The organism is Sulfitobacter sp. M85, assembly GCF_029285915.1.
GTDB classification, from domain to species: Bacteria; Pseudomonadota; Alphaproteobacteria; order Rhodobacterales; family Rhodobacteraceae; genus Sulfitobacter; species Sulfitobacter faviae.
On the sequence record NZ_JABECQ010000003.1, the window covers coordinates 226,971 to 244,604 of the forward strand.

The 17,634-nt window shown below is 62.5% G+C and carries 13 protein-coding genes and 1 tRNA gene; 3 read left to right on the forward strand and 11 right to left on the reverse strand.

The features are described 5' to 3' along the window. Window positions 1-45 precede the first annotated feature (45 nt). Window positions 46-121: transfer RNA gene (locus HKX24_RS07345), tRNA-Thr, on the forward strand. A 128-nt stretch (window positions 122-249) separates the two neighbouring features. Here HKX24_RS07345 and purU read toward each other — a convergent pair. Both purU and HKX24_RS07355 read right to left on the reverse strand, forming a co-directional pair. After that, window positions 250-1,134: a formyltetrahydrofolate deformylase gene (gene purU, locus HKX24_RS07350; RefSeq protein WP_271691585.1), complete on the reverse strand. Its 885-nt coding sequence runs from the start codon at window positions 1,132-1,134 to the stop codon at window positions 250-252. Between the two features lie 235 nt (window positions 1,135-1,369). Further along, window positions 1,370-6,589, reverse strand: coding sequence for a DUF11 domain-containing protein (locus HKX24_RS07355; protein WP_271691586.1), 5,220 nt, complete (start codon window positions 6,587-6,589; stop codon window positions 1,370-1,372). A 272-nt stretch (window positions 6,590-6,861) separates the two neighbouring features. Here HKX24_RS07355 and HKX24_RS07360 point away from each other — a divergent pair, with 272 nt between their 5' ends. Both HKX24_RS07360 and cueR read left to right on the forward strand, forming a co-directional pair. Beyond that, window positions 6,862-9,381, forward strand: coding sequence for a heavy metal translocating P-type ATPase (locus tag HKX24_RS07360; RefSeq protein WP_271691587.1), 2,520 nt, complete (start codon window positions 6,862-6,864; stop codon window positions 9,379-9,381). A 9-nt stretch (window positions 9,382-9,390) separates the two neighbouring features. Further along, entirely contained in the window at window positions 9,391-9,783 is a 393-nt protein-coding gene (gene cueR / locus HKX24_RS07365) for a Cu(I)-responsive transcriptional regulator (protein ID WP_067260948.1), read from the forward strand. Between the two features lie 68 nt (window positions 9,784-9,851). Here the strand turns inward: cueR and choV are convergent, their stop codons facing one another. From choV to HKX24_RS07410, 9 genes are all read right to left on the reverse strand, one after another. Beyond that, window positions 9,852-10,868, reverse strand: a complete 1,017-nt coding sequence (gene choV, locus HKX24_RS07370; RefSeq protein ID WP_271691588.1) for a choline ABC transporter ATP-binding protein — start codon at window positions 10,866-10,868, stop codon at window positions 9,852-9,854. Then, window positions 10,865-11,698: a choline ABC transporter permease subunit gene (gene choW / locus HKX24_RS07375; RefSeq protein WP_271691589.1), complete on the reverse strand. Its 834-nt coding sequence runs from the start codon at window positions 11,696-11,698 to the stop codon at window positions 10,865-10,867. Before choW ends, choV begins: the two co-directional genes overlap by 4 nt. Before the next feature lie 86 nt (window positions 11,699-11,784). Next, complete coding sequence (locus HKX24_RS07380; RefSeq protein ID WP_271691590.1) at window positions 11,785-12,705, reverse strand: choline ABC transporter substrate-binding protein; 921 nt, start codon at window positions 12,703-12,705, stop codon at window positions 11,785-11,787. A gap of 127 nt (window positions 12,706-12,832) precedes the next feature. Next, window positions 12,833-14,449, reverse strand: coding sequence for a caspase family protein (locus HKX24_RS07385; RefSeq protein ID WP_271691592.1), 1,617 nt, complete (start codon window positions 14,447-14,449; stop codon window positions 12,833-12,835). A gap of 118 nt (window positions 14,450-14,567) precedes the next feature. Next, window positions 14,568-14,963 (reverse strand): monovalent cation/H(+) antiporter subunit G, encoded by a 396-nt coding sequence (gene mnhG / locus HKX24_RS07390; RefSeq protein ID WP_271691594.1) that lies wholly within the window; start codon window positions 14,961-14,963, stop codon window positions 14,568-14,570. Next, entirely contained in the window at window positions 14,960-15,247 is a 288-nt protein-coding gene (locus tag HKX24_RS07395; protein WP_067260936.1) for a K+/H+ antiporter subunit F, read from the reverse strand. Before HKX24_RS07395 ends, mnhG begins: the two co-directional genes overlap by 4 nt. After that, window positions 15,244-15,744 (reverse strand): Na+/H+ antiporter subunit E, encoded by a 501-nt coding sequence (locus tag HKX24_RS07400; protein ID WP_067260934.1) that lies wholly within the window; start codon window positions 15,742-15,744, stop codon window positions 15,244-15,246. Before HKX24_RS07400 ends, HKX24_RS07395 begins: the two co-directional genes overlap by 4 nt. 1 nt (window position 15,745) lies before the next feature. Further along, window positions 15,746-17,290, reverse strand: a complete 1,545-nt coding sequence (locus HKX24_RS07405) for a monovalent cation/H+ antiporter subunit D (RefSeq protein ID WP_067260933.1) — start codon at window positions 17,288-17,290, stop codon at window positions 15,746-15,748. Next, window positions 17,287-17,634, reverse strand: coding sequence for a Na+/H+ antiporter subunit C (locus tag HKX24_RS07410; RefSeq protein WP_271691596.1), 348 nt, complete (start codon window positions 17,632-17,634; stop codon window positions 17,287-17,289). The genes HKX24_RS07405 and HKX24_RS07410 overlap by 4 nt, the downstream gene beginning before the upstream one ends.

Below are 17,634 nucleotides of genomic sequence, written 5' to 3' on the forward strand. Positions count from 1 at the left end.
CCCCTCTTGCACCCCCCGGCTCCTTTCTCTAAATGAGCCCTCAGTGCCCCTATAGCTCAGCTGGTAGAGCAACTGATTTGTAATCAGTAGGTCCGCGGTTCGAGTCCGTGTGGGGGCACCACTTATCTCTTTAAATCATACGCTGATCCGCTGCCGTTGCGTGCTAGTTTACGCCTGCCTACAGGCTCGGCCAAGCCGCCCGATGGCCCCGCGCCCCCGCCGCATTCGGCAGACGCGGGGCCGTGGCCCCTAACCCATTCGCTTGGAGCTGTAGCTGCCGGGCGATGCGGGAAAGACCACGGTTTTATTGCCGTTCAGAAACACCCGGTGGTGGGCATGGGCGTGAATCGCGCGCGCCAAGACGCTCGCCTCCACATCGCGACCGAGCGAGACATAATCCGAGGCGCTTTGCGCATGGGTGATGCGCACGATGTCCTGTTCGATGATCGGGCCCTCGTCCAGATCGGCGGTGACGTAATGCGACGTGGCACCGATCAATTTCACGCCCCTTTCATAGGCCTGCTTGTAAGGGTTCGCCCCCTTGAAGGACGGCAGGAAGGAATGGTGAATGTTGATGATCCGCCCTGACATCTTTTGGCACATGGCGTCCGACAAGATCTGCATGTAGCGCGCCAGCACGATCAGCTCGGCGCCGGTTTCCTCCACCACTTCCATGATCCGCGTTTCGGCCTGCGGTTTGTTCTCCTTCGTCACCTTGATGCAGTGAAATGGAATGTCGTGGTTCGCCACGACCTTTTGATAGTCCATATGGTTCGAGATCACGGCGACGATCTCAATCGGGAGCGCGCCGATGCGCACACGGTAGAGCAGATCGTTCAGGCAGTGCCCAAAGCGCGAGACCATGACCACGACCTTCATCGTGGTGTCTTGGTCGTGGAATTCATAGGTCATGCCAAAGGGTTCCGCGACCGCTGTGAACCCCTCGCGCAGGGTCTCGAGCGTGCCACCGGTTTCAGCCTCGGCGCTGATCCGCATGAAGAACTGGCCGTTTTCGGTGTCGTCGAACTGCGCGCTGTCGGTGATGTTGCAGCCGGTTTCGGCGATGTAATTGGCGATGGCGGCGACAATCCCGCGTTGCGAGGGGCAGGTCACGGTCAGGCAGAACTTGGTCATGGGCGGTCCTTAGGGAGGTTGGTCGGGGCGGCAGGGCTTGCGTCGCTTACTCTACCGTTTGCAGGCTCCACGCGGGAAGGCAAGCGATAGCGCGCGTATGACGGGGGTCGCCCATGCCAAGATCGACAGCCCTGCCTAGGTGCCGTTTTCCTATGCGCATCAATGTTGATCATCCGTCAAAAAAACAGGCGGCGGCGCATCAAAATGCACCGCCACCCCGGCAAGCATTAGCGACCTATTGAATGCCGACCCTGAATTGCACGGCCCCGGTCTCCCCCGGCAACATCTGGCCCGTGCAATTCCACTCGATCGTCCCGGCATAGCTGGCCACATTGCTTGCCGGCACCACCAGATCACAGCTGAGGTTGGGCGAGACCTGTTGCGGATCGACGATAGGCTCCGACAGCTGCGTATAGGGCGGGGTTCTATCGTAAATCTTGACGTTGGACGCCTGCGTGGTCGCGTTGTTTTGCAGATAGATGCGGTAAAGAAGGATATCGTTCACACTGCCGAGGTTGGTGGTGCCCTCCCCAGTGCCTTGGGTCTCATTCTCGACCGTTTTGCGCAGTTCAATCTGGGTCGAACGCCCCCCGACCGAGACCTCATCTGTATTGCTGGCCGAACTGGTCACCGTGGTCCGGGCGAATGCCGTGGTCGCCAGCACCTGATAGACGTAGGTACTGCCCTGCCCAGCGCCCGAACCGGCTGACACCCGTGAGACGATACAGATGGTCTGCCCCGTGGTGACGGCGATGGGGCCGGTGATCGGCCCGTCGACGCTATCGTCACAGCCGATATCTTGGAACAGGGCCGCGCTGAACGCGCCGGTGGGGGTCGAGGTGGCACCGGCGTAGGAGAAGGTCACCTGCCCGTCTGAGGTGGCGGTATAGATATGCGGCAGGGTCGCAACCTGCCCCTGCGCGACGGTCGTGGTCCGGTCGTTGGTCAGACTGGGCAGTTGCAGCAGTCCAATATCCAGCCCCATGCGATTGCCAAAAGCCTCGGGCGTGAAGGTGAATTCACCGTCATGCGGGTTGGTGTCAACCAAATCGGGCAGGCCGGTCGTCGCTTCCGAGATCGCCCGGTAGTTATTCGCCGGGATCGCGCGGATCGTGATCGGCCCGCTGTAGCTGCCAGAAAGCCCATAGCTCCAAGTGCCATCGGTCGCGAGACCGGGGGTCGCCAGCACTGCACCGCCACTGTCGAGGATCTCCAACACCGCCGAGGATGCCCCCCCTTCGCTGCCATTGCGCAGAGCGTCATGGGCGGTGCCGCCATCTGCACCATTGTCGATGAAGACACGGCCCGTCAAAATCCGCTCTCCGGTGACGAGGGTCACGGAATAGGAGGCTTCGTCATCGTCGGGCAGTTGGTCGAACAGGTCATCGGTCAGCGGGCCCGTGCTGGGATCGCTGTCGGGATCGGGCAGAGAGCTATAGATGATCTCGGCCTGATTGGTGAAATCACCGCTGCCCAGCACCGTGGTGGTGATCCTCAGGGTCTCGCTCTCTCCGCTGAGCAGTTCATCCACGAACCACAAGCCCGTGTCGGGGTCATAGGTATCCCCCGTCGCGGGCGCATCGTCCGAGACATAGGCGAAACCGCTTGGGATCTGGTCGATCACCTTGACCCCCGAGGGCGAGCCGCCGCTGACATTGGTGATGGTGATGATCCAATCGATGGTATCCCCCTCCGATACATTGGTGATCGGTGTCGTCGTCCCGGTAGCGGCGGCGATTTTGCTGAGTTCGAGGTCACTGCCAGCCGGATCGAAGCCAAAGTCTTGGTCACTTGTCACGCTATTGCCGGAGACAGGAACACCAAGCAGCGGGTTGGAGGTGCCAATGGTCAGCCCCGAAGGCAGATCGGGGTCCGCCTCGTCCAATGCGACACGGTAGGTCGTGTTCACCATCAACTCCCCAACCGCATAGGTGCCATCGGCCAAGGTATCCGTGGTTACTAGAAAGATGTCATCGGCGGTATTGGCCGGGGTGCCATTGTCGGCATAGACCGAAATGCCCACGCCCGCGCCGAAATTGGTCTCCCCATTGTCTTTCACGTCCGAGGCATCCGCGTCTTCATAGATGTTGCCCGAGATGCCCCCCAGTGGGATCGGCGCAGGCCCCCGGCAGGAGATGCCATCGCTGCGCCCGCCTTCATCGACCGGAATGCCGGATACCAGTTGCGGCACACCTGTCGCCGTTGAGATGACAAAGAGGTTGTTGGTGGTGTTGGAATAGCCATAGAGCCTGCCGTCACGGTCGAACCACAGCGCGTCGAACATGCCCGCATAGACGGCAGGGCCGATCGCTTTGGGTGTCACGCTCCCCGGGGTGCCGTTGTTGACCGCTGCGCGGAACAGGAAGCCCGAGTTTCTGTCGATCCCGTACATGATGCCATCCACGGGGTTGAAGGCGAGGTCTTCGGGATTGACGCCGATGGAGAGGCTGATCTCGCCCAAGGCGATCGGCGTGGCGGGATTGCTCAGATCGATGATCTGCCATGTATTCAGATCCACTTCGTAGATCAGCCGCCCATTCGGCAGGATATCCCCCGCGTTCAACGCATCCCCCGCGCCGGGGATACTGCCGAAATCCGTGATGTCGCCCGCCCCGTCGATCCGGTAGAGCCGCCGACTGTTCTCATCCACGCCGTAGATATAGCCGTCCAGCGCGTTATAGCCCCAGGCGCCGTCGCGGTTCTGTCCGGTGCTGCCCGAGGTCTCAACCGTCGTGGCATAGCTCCCCCCACCATCGCGGAAGGTCATACGCCTCAGCGCTGAGGGGCTGTCGATGATGGCATAGAGCGAAGCATCGCAGACCAGCGGCGGCGGATCGCTTGAGATGGTGAGCGTATAGTCCTCCACCTCCCCCTCAAAGGCTGTGACAAGGCCGGTGCTGTCGGTCGACCAGCGAAAGCGGGCATAGGTGGGCAGTGTCGTAGCCCCCGCGGGCACAGCCACTTCGAAAAGGATCGTACCATTGCTGAGGCCGTCCTTGTCCTGCGGGCCGCCGTCTTGCAGGTTCACCGCCACCTGCTCCCCGGCTTGGTTGAAGGTGCCATCGCCATCGAAGTCGATAAAGGCCTGCAGATAGGACGACCCCGGCGCGGCGATCAGATCGCTGACTGTCACCGTGATCTCGGCCAGACCACCACGGTAGAATTGCGGCAGGATCACCCCGTCCTCATCATCCGACCCGTCGGTATCATCCCCCGTGGCCCCGATGGAGTTCTGCGTCAGCAGATCGATATCCGGCGGTGTGCTGCCCAGATAGACCTCAGGTGCGCCCGGGCCTTCGATGATATGCTGCGGATCGCCATAGCTCGCCGGGGCATCGCCCCGGTCGGCGTCGGGCGGTGTCTTGATGGTGATGCCATAGTCTTCGACCTCCCCATCCGGGGCGGGGGTGATCGCATCGAGCCCCGCGGTCGAAGACCAGCGCAGCCGGACGAAGGTCGGGGTCAGAACGGCGGTAACCGGCACGCTGACGGGGAATGAAATCTCACCATTCACCACCCCGTCGAGGTCTTGCGCCCCGCCGTCTTGGATATCCGTCGCAACCTGATCGCCAAGGAAGAGGCCATCGCCGCCGAAATCGACGAAAGCCTGCAGATAGCCGGTGCCGGGGGTGGGTTCGTTGACCACCACGGTCACCGTGCGGGTCAGATCGCCATAGAGCTGGGGAAAGCTCTCTTCGCTTTCGTCATCCTTACCGTCGAGGTCATCGCCGGTGCCATCGACGGAATGCTGCGCCGAGCCATCGCCGTCACCGTTGAGCGCGCCGATCCAATATTGCGCGGTGTCCGCGTGCTGCGGATCGCCATAGGTGACCGGCGCATCCCCCCGGTCGGGGCCGGAGCCTGCGTAGATCGTCGTGGGATCATCACGCCCTTCGCCCGGCCCGTTCGACGCCACGCCATCCCCGTCCCCGGGGTTCTCGGAATCCGACAGGTCCGAGACTGCTGTCCCCCCCGGTGTCTCAGCCGTGACCTGCGCTTGGTTGCTGATCGTGGTGTCCAGATCCTCAGGCACCAGCGTGTAGGTCGCCGTATAGACGGCCTTCTCCCCGACCAACAGCGTGCCTTCGGGCGACAGCGACGTGGCGGCCTGAAAGGTGATCACCGGGGGCACGCCTTTGCCGCTGAACTGCGTCTCGGCAAGCTGCACATTGGTCAGATCGACGTTGCCGAAGTTCTCAGCGGTAAAGACATAGGCGATCGTCTCACCCGGATCGGCATAGCCGTTGAGGTTGGTATCGACCAATTGCGCCAGTTTCAACAGACCGACAGAGCCCACATCGATCGAGACCTGCGCGGGCGCGGAATAGGCCCGCGGCTCATTCGGCAGGATGATGGGCGATTGATAGCGGTAGCTGATTGGCGTCGGCGCGGCAAAGAAGGCGACGAAGGGGGTAAAGGTCAGCTCCCCGGTCAGGTCGTCATAGCTCCATGTGCCCTCCCCCAGAATGTCGAAACCCACCCGGTGGCCCTCGGAATCGGTCACGATGTTCTGCGCCCCAGCAGGGGGGATCAGATCGACAGCCTGTTTCGCATATTCGCTAGGCTGGCCCGAATTATTGGCCGGCGCATTGTTGTTTTCCGTCGCGAGACTGTCGTTGAACAGGATGTTGACCACCACAGGCTCGCTCAGCACCTGTTCTTTCAGATCGTCCTGCAAAACGGGTGCTTTGAAGTCACCGCATTGCAGGTCATAGGTCTGCGCTTCGTCATAGGTCGGATTGGCGAGCCGGACGAGGAAGCCACTGTTGGCGGTCCGACCAAAGCGAAAGGTCGAGGTCTGCGGGTAGAAGATTTCAAGCCCCGATACCGGCTGGTTGCTATAGTTGCGGTCCCCGGCAAGATAGAACACCTCTGTCCCGAGGTTTGCATCCGGCCCTTCGATATAGCCCCGATAGGTCGTCGCGCTGCGGTCAATGCGGACATATTCGACCGTGCCGTCGCAGACGTTCACATAGACCTGCTCATTCAACGGACCGTCGATGTCATTAATCTGAAAGAAAACATCCGCCACCACCGGCACCCCGCCAGTATTGGTCGTGATGTTATGGGTGCCTGCCTCATAGAGGTAGAAATCCATGAAATGCGGGTCTTGCCCGGTCGAGGTAATCTGGATTTGCCCATTGCCCGAGGCGAAAATATGATCCCGCCCGGCAACGGCCATTTCACCGACGATATCGACCGACACCCCGCCAACCGTGCCCGCGTTGCGCCACAAGGCCCGCTCCCCCACGCCGGCCCCGACCACGGTGGGCGCGGCGACGGGATTGAGAATGAGCTGCTGCGCCAAGGCGGCTCTGGTCAGCAAAGCCAGCAAGAACAATGTCCAAAACGATGCCGCGATCATCCGAAGCCAAGGCCCCTGCCCTGCCAAGGCCGAAAGGCGGCGCAAGTGCTGCGCCGTGAACGTGCCGAGAAAATAAGTGTAAAAATGCATATCTTTGCTCACAACCTTTTAAGACACAGCCTAGCGACGAAGCGGGTTCTGGGGACTTACGCAGAAAGGTATTAAGATATGCTTCCGGTTATAGGGGCGGTGAAGGGATAGGTGGTGGTCGCTCTTGTGCATATGCCTCTGTGCCCTAGCGGGCAGGCAAAACTGCCGCGCCTGTGCCGCCGCGCTACCAAATCAATTTTCCGAAAATGACCTATTGACCCTCCAGCGACTGGAAGCCCCATATTCAGCCCCAGACGAATAGAGGGCGTGAAATGGGTAAAGCGGAAACACTCACTTTTGGCGTGCAGAACATGAGCTGCGCGTCCTGTGTGGGGCGGGTTGAAAAAGCGCTAAACGCGCTGGAGGGGGTCGACGAGGCCCGGGTGAACCTTGCGGCAGAAACCGTGCGCGTGACGGCACACCCCGCGTTTAACGCGGGCGAGCTCGATGCCGCCTTGGCGCAGGCGGGCTACCCGGCGCGCAAGACCACCCACCGTTTGCGGCTTTCGAACATGAGCTGCGCCTCCTGCGTGGGCCGTGTGGAACGCGCGCTGCTTGCGGTGCCGGGGGTGCTCTCAGCCTCGGTGAACCTCGCCAGCGAAGAGGCGCGGGTCGAAATCTTGGAAGACGCCGATCTTTTGCCCGCCCTGCGCGATGCGGCGGCAAAGGCGGGCTATCCCGCCAGCGTCGACACGCCCGAGGCGGGCACCCCCGAGGCCGCGACTCGCAAGGAAGCGGAGGCCATCCACCTCAAACGGATGACCCTGCTGGCCGCCGCGCTCACCCTACCCGTCTTCGTGCTTGAGATGGGTGGCCATCTGGTGCCCGCTTTCCACCATTGGATCGCGACGACCATCGGGATCGAGACAAGCTGGCTCATCCAATTCATTCTCACCACCCTCGTGCTGGCATGGCCGGGGCGGCATTTTTATAGCAACGGCCTGCCTGCGCTGGCGAAGGGCGCGCCGGATATGAACTCTCTCGTGGCACTCGGATCGGGAGCGGCGTGGCTCTACTCGGTCACCGCGCTCTTCGCGCCGGGGCTACTGCCCGCAGGCAGCCGCGTGGTCTATTTCGAAGCCGCCGCCGTGATCGTCACGCTGATCCTGCTGGGCCGCTATCTTGAGGCCCGCGCCAAGGGGCGCACCGGGGCCGCGATTGCCAAGCTCATGGGCCTGCGCGGTACCAGCGCACGGGTGGAGCGGGACGGCGCCGTCATCGAACTGCCCTTGGAAAAGATCGAAACCGGCGACATCATCTACCTCCGCCCCGGCGAGAAGATCGCCACCGACGGCATCGTCGTCGAAGGGCAATCCTACGTCGATGAAAGCATGATCACCGGTGAGCCTGTGCCGGTGGAGAAGACCGGCGGTGCGGCTCTCGTCGGCGGCACGGTCAATGGCACCGGCAGCCTGACCTATCGCGCCACCAAGGTGGGCGGTGACACGGTTCTGGCGCAGATCATCCGCATGGTCGAAGAGGCCCAAGGCGCGAAACTGCCCATTCAGGACTTGGTCAACCGCATCACCCTGTGGTTCGTCCCCGCGGTGATCGCCGTGGCGCTGGTGACCTTTGGCGGCTGGCTGGCCTTTGGCCCCTCGCTCAGCCACGCGTTGGTGGCGGCAGTGGCGGTGCTGATCATTGCCTGCCCCTGTGCGATGGGGCTGGCCACGCCCACGTCGATCATGGTCGGCACCGGGCGGGCGGCGCAATTGGGCGTGCTATTCCGGCAAGGCGATGCGCTGCAAAGCCTACAAGGCGTCACGACCGTTGCCTTGGACAAGACCGGCACGCTGACCAAGGGCACCCCCGAACTTACCGACCTCGTGCTGATGAACGACATGACCGAGGAGAGGCTGCTGCCGCTGATCGGCGCGGTCGAGGCGCGCTCGGAACATCCTATCGCCCAAGCCATCCTGCGCCGGGCCGAAGCGGCTGGCCCCGTGCCGCGCGAGGTGAGCGACTTCCAATCCCATACCGGCTACGGCGTCAGCGCATTGGTGGCGGGCCGCCGTGTCACGCTGGGCGCGGACCGGCTGATGACCCGCGAGGGGATTGATCTGGGCAATGCCCAGCGGATCAGTGCGGATCTGGCCAAGGCGGGAAAAACCCCGCTGTTCGCCGCGATCGACGGCAAATTAGCGGCGGTCATCGCCGTGGCGGACCCGATCAAGCCTGGCACGCCCGAGGCCATCGCGCGGCTGCACGACCTCAACCTCGAAGTGGCGATGATCACCGGCGACAACCGCGGCACGGCAGAGGCCATCGCAGCGCAACTGGGCATCGACCGCGTCGTCGCCGAGATACTGCCCGATGGCAAAGTGGCCGCCATCGACGACCTGAGAAAAGGCGACAACCGCATCGCCTACGTCGGTGACGGGATCAACGACGCGCCAGCGCTTGCGCAGGCCGATGTCGGGCTGGCCATCGGCACCGGCACTGATGTGGCGATCGAAGCGGCGGATGTGGTGCTGATGTCGGGCGATCTACGCGGCGTGGTCAATGCCATCGACGTAAGCCAGCGCAGCATGGCGAATATCCGGCAAAACCTCTTCTGGGCCTTCGGCTATAACGTCCTGCTGATCCCCGTGGCCGCTGGCGCCTTCTACCCGCTGACCGGTTGGCTCTTGTCGCCCGCGCTGGCTGCCGGGGCAATGGCTTTGTCGAGCGTTTTCGTTCTCAGCAATGCCCTGCGCCTGCGCTGGATCGCCGCCCCTCTGAATGAGAGTGCCACCCCATCCCACGGCCCCCAGGCCGCCGCCCCCGTGGCCGCAGACGTAGCCGCAGAATAGGATCGTCCCATGAATATCGGAGAAGTCTCACAACGCACCGGGTTGCCGCCCAAAACCATCCGCTATTACGAGGATATCGGGTTGGTCAAACCGCTGCGCGACGCCAATGGCTACCGTGCCTTCCGCGAAAGCGAGATGCACAAGCTCGCCTTTCTGGGCCGCGCCCGCACGCTGGGGTTCAGCATCGAAGATTGCCGCAACCTGTTGGCGCTTTGGGAGGACAAGAACCGCGCCAGCGCCGATGTGCGCGCCATCGCCAAGGACCATCTGGCCCAGATCGAAGCCAAGATAAGCGGCCTGCAAGAGATGCGCGACACGCTCAGCACGCTGGTCCGCGACTGTGCGGGCGATGACCGGCCAGATTGTCCGATTCTGAAGACGCTCGGGACAGCGGCGAACTGACCCTATTAACCGCGGAGGGCAGCGCTGCCCTCCGTGAGACAGCGCTGCCGGGGCGGGTGGCCCCCGCCCTAGCGTTTCAGCCGTTCCACGATGCTATGCGCCGTCACCGTGCCAATCTGCCTGCCCTCGTCCATCACCGCGAAACCCGCCTCCGGGCCGCGCAGACCGTCCATCAGATCCCGCACCGGCGTCTCGGCGCTGGTCTCGGGATGGGCGGCCCCATCGGCTGGCCCCATCACATCGCGGGCGGTCAGAACCTCCAGCGGGTTCATATTGGCCACGAATTCCGCCACATAATCCGAAGCGGGGTTCGAGAAAATCTCGCGCGGGGTGCCGATCTGCACGATCCGCCCGCCTTCCATGATCGCAATACGCCCGCCCAGTTTGAACGCCTCATCAAGGTCATGGCTGACGAAAATAATCGTGCGGTTAAGATCGCGTTGCAGGTCCAACAACTCATCCTGCAACCGCGTGCGGATCAGCGGATCGAGCGCTGAAAAAGGCTCATCCATCAGCAGGATCGGCGCTTCGGTGGCAAAGGCACGGGCAAGGCCCACACGCTGCTGCATGCCGCCCGAAAGCTCCCCCACCTTGCGATCGGCCCAATCGCTGAGCCCCACCAGCTTCAACTGCCGCTCGGCCCGTTCCAACCGCTCGCCCTTGGGCACATTCGACAGTTCCAACCCAAGCGCCACATTGTCGCGTACCGTGCGCCAAGGCAGCAGGCCGAACTGTTGGAACACCATCGACACGCCTTCACGGCGTACCCGGCGCAGCTCTGCCGCGTTGCTCTCATGCACATCGCAGGACCAGCCCTCGGCATGGACCCGCACGGTGCCGCGCACCATCGGGTTCAGCCCGTTCACCGCCCGCAACAGCGTTGATTTGCCCGACCCCGACAGGCCCATCAGCACAAGGATCTCGCCATTCTCAACGGTGAGCGAGCAATCATGCACGCCCAGCACCTGCCCCGTCGCCGCTTCGATCTCGGCGCGGCTTTGGCCTTCGTCCATCAGCGGCAGCGCCTTCTCCGGCTTGTCGCCAAAGACGATGGATACGTTGTCGAATTCTACTGCTTTATTCATTTCCGTCCCACCCGCAGGATACGGTCGAGCATGATCGCCACGACAACGATCACCAACCCGGATTCAAATCCCAAGCCTGTGTTGACTTGGTTCAGGGCACGCACCACCGGCACGCCCAAGCCATCTGCGCCCACCAATGCTGCGATCACCACCATCGACAGCGACAGCATGATGGTCTGGTTCAGACCCGTCATGATCTGCGGCAGCGCATAGGGCAGTTCGATCTTCCACAGCGTCTGGCGCGGCTTGGCGCCGAACGCCTGCGCGGCCTCAAGAAGCGCCTTTGGGGTCGAGGAGATGCCAAGCTGCGTCAGCCGGATCGGCGCGGGCAAAACGAAGATCACCGTAGCGATCAACCCGGGCACCATGCCGATGCCGAAAAAGACAATCGCGGGGATCAGATAGACGAAGGTCGGCAGCGTCTGCATCAGGTCCAAGACCGGGGCCACCCATGCATAAAGCCGGGGCCGATGCGCCACGGCGATGCCAATCGGCACGCCCACGCCCATGCAGACCACACAGGCCGAGAGCACCAGCGTCAGGCTCTCCATCGTTTCTTCCCAGTAGTCTTGGTTGAGGATGAACAGAAAGCCGAGCACCACAAAAGCCACGGTTTTCCAATTGCGCTGAATGGCCCAAGTGATCGCGGCGAAGACGGCGATCAGGATCAGCGGATGCGGGGTTTGCAGCACCCAGAGGATCGCCTCGATCAGCCGCTCCATCAGGTCCGACAGCCCGTCAAAGAACCACGCCCCGTTCGTTTGCAACCAATCCAGCGCCTCTTCGGCCACATCGGCCACGGGGATCTTGTTTTCTGTCAGCCAGTCCATGTCAGTCCTTCAGGATCGGAGAATTGCGCATGAGAATGACCCGCCCCATCGATCTGGAGCGGGTCTTGTCCATCATAGCGTGAGGATCACTTCAGCGAAGCGACAGCTTCCATCGCATCGCCGCCATCGACGGTGGTCACACCGTCCAGCCATGTGTCGAGCACGTCAGCGTTCGCCTTGATCCAATCGGCGGCGGCCTCTTCCGGCTTTTCGCCATCATCGAGGATCGCGCCCATGATCTCGTTCTCCATCTCAAGGCTGAATTCGAGGTTCTGGAGGAATTTGCCAAGGTTCGGGCATTCTTCGACGAAACCGGCGCGTGTGTTGGTGTAAACCGTCGCACCGCCCAGATCGGGGCCAAAATAATCGTCACCACCTTCAAGATAGGTCAGGTCGAAGTTGGCGTTCATCGGATGTGGCTCCCAACCAAGGAAGACAACAGGCTCTTCCTTGCGGCTGGCGCGCTGCACCTGAGCGAGCATCCCTTGTTCAGAGGATTCGACAACTTCGAAGTCGCCCAGTTCAAAGGCATTTTCGTCGATCATCGACTGGATCAGGCGGTTGCCGTCGTTGCCCGGCTCGATGCCGTAGATCTTGCCTTCGAGTGCGTCGGCATTGGCAGCGATGTCGGCGAAGGTCTTGATGCCCATATCTGCGGCGGCTTTGTTTACGGCCAGCGTGTATTTCGCGCCTTCAAGGTTCGCGCGCACGGTGTCGACGCTGCCCTCTTCACGGTACTTGGCGATATCGCCTTCCATGGTCGGCATCCAGTTGCCGAGGAAGACGTCGATGTCGCCCGAGGCAATGGAGGTATAGGTCACCGGCACGGCGAGGATCTTGGTCTCGGTGTCATAGCCGAGCGCGTCGAGCACAACAGAGGCAGCGGCGGTGGTGGCGGTGATGTCGGTCCAGCCCACGTCGGAGAAGGTGACTTCGCTACATTCGGCAGCGGCCAGCGAGGTCGCAGCGACCGTCGCCAGAGCGGATGTCATAAGCAGTTTTTTCATTGGTGTTCTCCCCAGAGAAGTTTTTATTGACTGATGCGCCAATCAAAAGCCATCGGCCGCGATATTGCAACCGGATTAATTTTGCCAACCTACTGGAGGGCAAAATGCAATACACTTGTTTCAAAACTCACTCCCGCGCGGCCTGTTTGGGGCGTAGAACCGGGGTGACATTTTCACCCGCGCCGGGCTCTGGCTCGGCATCGATTTCGGGGGCGTCTTCGGTTTGGGTTGTCGTCTCTTGGTCAGGCTCCTCCTGCGGCGTCTCGGATTCTATCGGAGACGTTTCCGACGTCTCGCCCTCCGCCGTTTCCTCAATTGTTTCAGTGGCTTCACCCGGAAGCGCGCCCGCCTCCATCCCAAACGCCGCGCGGATCGCGGCTTGGGTGCCATCGCCATAAAGCCCGTCGATCGCACCGTCATAAAACCCGAAATCCGACAGCTTGCGTTGCAGCGCTTTGCGGGTGTCGCTGTCGAACAAACGCGGCTCTTCCTGCATCAGCCCCAGCAAGGTGCCATCCCCTGCCCGCAGCGCGCGATAGAGGTAGAGCGCGGCATCCGCAGCCCCGCGCCCCGGCACTTTGTCATCGTCGATCATCGCGGCAAAGTTGAACATCGCAGCAGGGTGTCGCCTGTCGGCTGCGCGGCGGAAGTAATCAAGCGCCAGTTCGGGGTCGGCCTTTTGCCCCAATTCGCCCTGCAAATGGATGAAGCCCAGATCGTTCAACGCCCCGGCATGGCCCCGCTCGGCAGCGTCGCGATAAAGCTGCATCGCGCGGGCCTCGTCCTGCTCCACGCCCCGGCCCTCTTCGTAGAGCTGGGCCAGTTGATAGCGCGCTTCGGCTGAGCCGGTCTCAATCGCGCGCATGAGCTGCGCCGCCGCATTCTGCGGATCATAGCGCGGATCGTCGGGATCGCTTTGCAGGGCGGCGAGGCCGAGTTGCGAGCGGGTATCGCCCTGCCCCGCCAATTCGGCCAAACGCTGGCCCTGCGTCTCGTTCAAATCGGCCCAGCCCCCCGGGGCCGCCTCCCCGTCACCGCTGCCGAGGAAGAATGGCATGGGGTTCAGCCGCCCATAGCGCCGCGCCGAGAGGCTGCCACCGCTGCGGCTGCGCAAAGCCGCGCGGAAATCATCCAGCATGGCCCCGACTTCGACCTCCGGCTGGGCCAAAACCTCGGCCAGCGTTGCGGCGAAAAGGCCCGCGTTTTCACCACCCTCATCACAAGCGCCCACCTCGCCAGAAGTCACGACCAACGTGCCAAGGCGTGGCTCAGGCGGTGGCAAGGGCGCGGTGGCTTGCTGCGGGGCGGCGTGACAGTTGTCGAGCAGAACAAGCCGTATCTGCCGCGCCTTGCCCGCCGCACGCAGCAGCGCAGGCAGGGCCACCCCCTCGCGCCGCAGCGCCGAGGCTGGGGCCAAGGGCGCGTCGACCGGGATCAGGTAGCTCTGCCCGCCGGAGGCGACACGGCGGCCTGCGTAGTAAATCAGGGCGATGTCCGCCGTTTCGGCCTGAAAGGCAAAGTCGGATAGCGCTTGTTTGAACGCTGCGCTCTCGGCGTCGATCAGCGTGGTGACGTCGAAGCCCTGCCCGTCCAGCGCCTTGGTCAGCCGCGCCGCATCCGCGCGCGGGCCGTCGAGCGTGGCGGCATCCTCATAGGCGGAGTTCCCGATGACCATCGCCACACGGTCTTGCGCTGCCGCGGCGAAGGGCAGGAACAACATCAGCAGAAGCGCGGTCAGACGCATATGGCAGGATCCTTTCGGTCAGCTTCGGTTGGGCAGCGCCGCCCATTAACCTATGCTGGCAGGAAAAGGTTTCCACCATCGTAACAGTTTGAAATGAATCCGACCTTGGCCCCGCGCCTCAGGCGTTGGGCGAAGTCTCTTCGATCTCGCGGTCTTCTTCAGGCACGTTCAGCGTGGCCCAAGTATCGCCATCCGGCAGCTCCGGCGGGTTTGGCAGGCAATCGCGGCGGTGGATATTCGCCTTGGCCATGAAATTGGCCGAGACCGGCGCGGTGACAAAGATGAATGCCATGATCAGCAGCTCATGCAGCGACCCCGCGCCAGAGACGAAGGAGTTCACCACGGCGGCCAGCAGATAGGCCCCGATCCCCAGCGTCGCGGCCTTGGTCGGCGCGTGCAGACGCGTCATCGGGTCGTTCAGCTTGAGCAAGCCAATCCCGGCAACAAGCACGAAGAAACTGCCGATCACCAGCAGCGCGATAACGAAGTAAGTGGCGATGATCTCAGGGCTCATTCGATGATATCTCCGCGCAGGACGAAACGGGCATAGGCCACGGTCGAGACGAAACCAAGCATGGCGATGATCAGCGCGGCCTCAAAGTAGATCTGCGTGCCTTGCAAAACGCCCAAAAGTACGATGATGCCGATGGCGTTGATGAACATCGTGTCCAGCGCCAGAATACGGTCCCCGGTGCCGGGGCCGATCCACAGACGGATCATCGCCATGAACTGCGCGATGGCGACGAGGGTCAGCGCCCCATAAAGTGCCAGCGTCAAAAGGTCGGTCGCTTGGGTCATACGAAAATCTCCTTCAAGCGGCGTTCGTAGCGGTCTTTGATCTCATCACGCACGGCGTCGGGGTCGCTCGCGTCCAGCGCGTGTACCAAAAGGTAGCGCCCGTTGTCCGACAGGTCCGCCGAGACGGTGCCGGGGGTCAGTGTGATGGTGCCCATCAGGATCGTGATCGCCTCGGGTTCTTTCAGGTCCAGCGGCACGACGACCCAAGCGGGCGACATGCTGGCGTTGGATTTGGTCAGGATGATCCAAGCCACTTGAATATTGGCGATGACGATATCCCAGATCACCAAAAGCACATAGGCCAACGTCCGCAGCGGGCGGATGCCCTGCGCACGGTCGGTCCACCAACGCGCGGTCAAGATCGGGATCACGACGCCAAGGATCAGGCCAAAGACCAGCATGCCGGCGCTGAACTTGTTTTGCAGCAGGATCCACACCGCCGTCAGCAGCAGGGTCAGAAACGGGTGCGGCAAAAGCCAACGGATCGGTCGCATCATGTCAATGGGCCTCCTCTTTGCCGTCCGACAGTTTGCCGGGGGTCTCCAACACGGTGGTCAGGTAACGTTCCGGCCCGAACAATTGCTTTGAAATCGCGGTGGCATATTGGGTGGCCGGTCCGGCCAGCAGGGTATGTGCCACCAGCAGGGCCAAGAGCCCGCCCACCGCGACATAGCTCAGCGCCGAGGGGCGCTCGGCCGGGGTCGCCCCCTCCTCCGGGGTGACGCTGCGCGCCTTCCAGAAGACCACGCTGCCCGCGCGGCCAAAGCCCACGAGGCTCAAAAGGCTCGCGCCCAAGATCACGGCCCAGATCCAGACCCAAGCATCGCTGGCGGCGGCGGCATCCATGATCAGCAGCTTGCCCAGAAAGCCGGAAAGCGGCGGCACGCCGACCATGGCGATAGCGGCAACAAAGAACAGGGCCGAGGTCAGCTTGGCCCCCGCCACCTGCGGCTGCGCCGTCAGATCAAGATTGTCGCGCCCGGCCCGCGCCAGATCGGCAATCAGGAACAGCGCGCCCGCGGCCAGTGTCGAATGCACGATATAGTAAAGCGCCGCGGCGATCCCCTCGGGCGTGAACAGCGCGATCGAGATCATCACCATGCCCATGGAGCCGATGACGGAGAAGGCCACCATACGGTCCAACTGCTTGGCCGCCAGCACGCCGATCATGCCAAGCGCCAGCGACAGCAGCGCGGCAGGAAGCAGCCATGTGGTGTGCAGATCCGCCGTCACGGCCAGTTCGGGCGGGAAGATCAGCGTATAGACGCGGATGATCGCATAGGCGCCGACCTTGGTCATGATGGCGAAAAGCGCCGCCACCGGGCCGGGCGCTTCGGCATAGCTCGACGGGAGCCAGAAATGCAGCGGCACCACGGCGGCTTTGACCGCAAAGACCATCAAGAGCAGCACCGCCGCGATGCGGATACCCACGGTCGCGCCTGCGTCGATCAGGGCAACGCGCTGCGCCAGATCGGCCATGTTGAGCGTTCCCGTCTCGGCATAGATGGCACCAAGCGCAAAGAGGAACAGCGTCGAGCCCAGCAGGTTATAGAGCACATATTGCACCCCTGCCCGCAGACGCGGCGTGCCACCGGCGTGGATCATCAACCCGTAGGAGGCGATCAGCAGCACTTCGAAAAAGACGAAGAGGTTGAAAAGGTCGCCCGTCAGAAAGGCGCCCATGATCCCCATCAGCTGGAACTGGAACAGCGCATGAAAATGCCGCCCGCGTTCGTCCCATTTCGACCCGATGACGTAGAGCAGCACAAACAGCGCCAGCACCGCCGTCAGCGTCACCATCAGCGTCGACAGGCGGTCGCCGACCAGCACGATGCCAAAGGGCGCGGCCCAATCGCTGAGACGGTAGAGCATGACATTGCCGCTCGCCGCCTCGACCGAGAGGCCAAGGCCCACGACGACCAGCGCCAGCGCGCCAAACAGCGACAGCACCCGCTGGATGGTGATGTGATAGCGTGCGGCCAGAATGATGAAAGGCGCGATAAACGCGGGCAGCACGATGGGCAGGATCAGCCAATGGGTCATGTGCAGTCCTCCGCCTTGGTATCGGTCAGCGGCTCGTCCACATGATCATCCTTATTGCCCAGATAGGCCCCGAGGGCGATCATCACCACCACGGCGGTCATGCCAAAGGAAATCACGATGGCGGTCAGCACCAGCGCTTGGGGCAGCGGATCGGTATAGCGCGCGGCATCGCTCAGGATCGGCGGCGCGCCCACGGTCAAACGGCCAGAAGCAAAGAGAAAGACGTTCACCGCATAGGTCAGCAGCGACGTGCCCATGATGACCGGAAAGCTCCGCAAGCGCAGCACGAGGTAGAGGCCAGAGGCCGTCAGGATGCCGATGGCGGACGCGACGAGAAGTTCCAT